The organism is Chryseobacterium mucoviscidosis (assembly GCF_002177115.1).
GTDB classification, from domain to species: Bacteria; Bacteroidota; Bacteroidia; order Flavobacteriales; family Weeksellaceae; genus Chryseobacterium; species Chryseobacterium mucoviscidosis.
The window spans coordinates 1-1,263 of record NZ_MVAG01000201.1 but is presented as its reverse complement, the minus strand read 5'-3'; the positions used below and the strand labels follow the sequence as shown (position 1 = coordinate 1,263).

Annotated in this window: 2 protein-coding genes; one reads left to right on the top strand and one right to left on the bottom strand. The window is 38.2% G+C overall.

The genetic code is table 11. The features are described 5' to 3' along the window. Nucleotides 1–679: CHC2 zinc finger domain-containing protein (locus B0E34_RS20565; RefSeq protein ID WP_228423124.1), on the bottom strand; the 679-nt coding region annotated here is incomplete at its 3' end. A gap of 161 nt (nt 680–840) precedes the next feature. On the opposite strand from B0E34_RS20565, the gene B0E34_RS20560 reads away from it, so the two are divergent. Then, complete coding sequence (locus tag B0E34_RS20560) at nt 841–1,173, top strand: helix-turn-helix domain-containing protein (RefSeq protein WP_087712429.1); 333 nt, start codon at nt 841–843, stop codon at nt 1,171–1,173. Nucleotides 1,174–1,263: the final 90 nt, after the last annotated feature.

The window sequence follows — 1,263 nt, the reverse complement described above, 5'->3', positions numbered from 1 at the left end:
GGGGTTTCGCTATTGAGCCGTCCAACGAAGGATCATCATACAATGCAGAGCGGAAGTATAATCCTGTGATCCGGTGTTCTTTGTTTCTCAGTGCAAAACAGATGCACCATTTCGCAAAAGGACTATAACCTTTTTCTCCGGTTCTGCTGTTGATTAAGCCTTTATCCTGTAATAATCCTGCTTCCAGTGCTTTTTTTATCAGCTCTTCAGTTTTTCTTTCCCCGTGATGGAACTGTCCCGAGTTGTAGCCGATTTCCAAAATACTGTTGTCGAGATTTCTCTTGCCTAAATATTCTCTTGCAGGTTTGGAAGAATGAAGCGCATTTTTAAAATAGGAAAATATCCTTTCTAAAAACTCGGTGTCGGTTGTTGGCTGTTCGCTTTTGGCTGTCTGCGTTTTTTTGCCATCAACGGACAACTGTACACCACCAATTAAAGATTCAGCTTTCTTTATCGCTTCGTGTTTTGTGAGTTTCTCGTAATCTTCTATAAACTGGATGACGTCTCCGGTTTTTCCGCAACTGTGGCATTTGTAAAAGTTCTTTTCCAGATTAACCTGAAGACTGGCTGTTTTGTCTTCGTGATAAAAGCAATGAAGCATTTTGTTTTTTGGCTCAAGGTGGTAATGTTGCAGAACTGCGGATAAGGATAAGCGTTCTTTGATGGCGGTGATTTCCATTGGATAAAAATTTTTGAAAAAAATTACATTCTCATATTTGTCCCAAAAGTAACAATTACGAGAATACAAAACAAGTCTTATCCGAGATTTATATTTTTATTCTACTCTTATTTGTCTTAAATTCGCATTTATAAGGTGTTTAAATCTTTAAAATCTCACTTATGACTATTGCAGAACGTATAAGATTATACAGACAACAAAAAGGACTTTCGCAGGCGGAGCTTGCAGAAAAGTCTCAGGTAAATAACAAAAGCCTTTCCCGTTACGAACTGGGAAGCAGTATTCCGCCTGCCGATGCGCTTAAAAATATTGCCGATGCTTTAGGAGTTTCAAGTGATGCATTACTGAACGATGAAACAGTTGCTATTAAAGATAAGGAACTTCTGAAAAAATTTGAAGCCATACAGGAGATGAGCGAAGAAGACAAAGCCCTGGTAACAAGATTTCTTGATCTTACCATAAGAGATTTTAATGCAAGAAAAGCCTATAAGTAAGTTTTGCTTTATTATAAAACATAAAACCCACCGCAATTGCAGTGGGTTCTTTATTATTGCTCACGGATTACAAATCCGCGAGATCAGGGG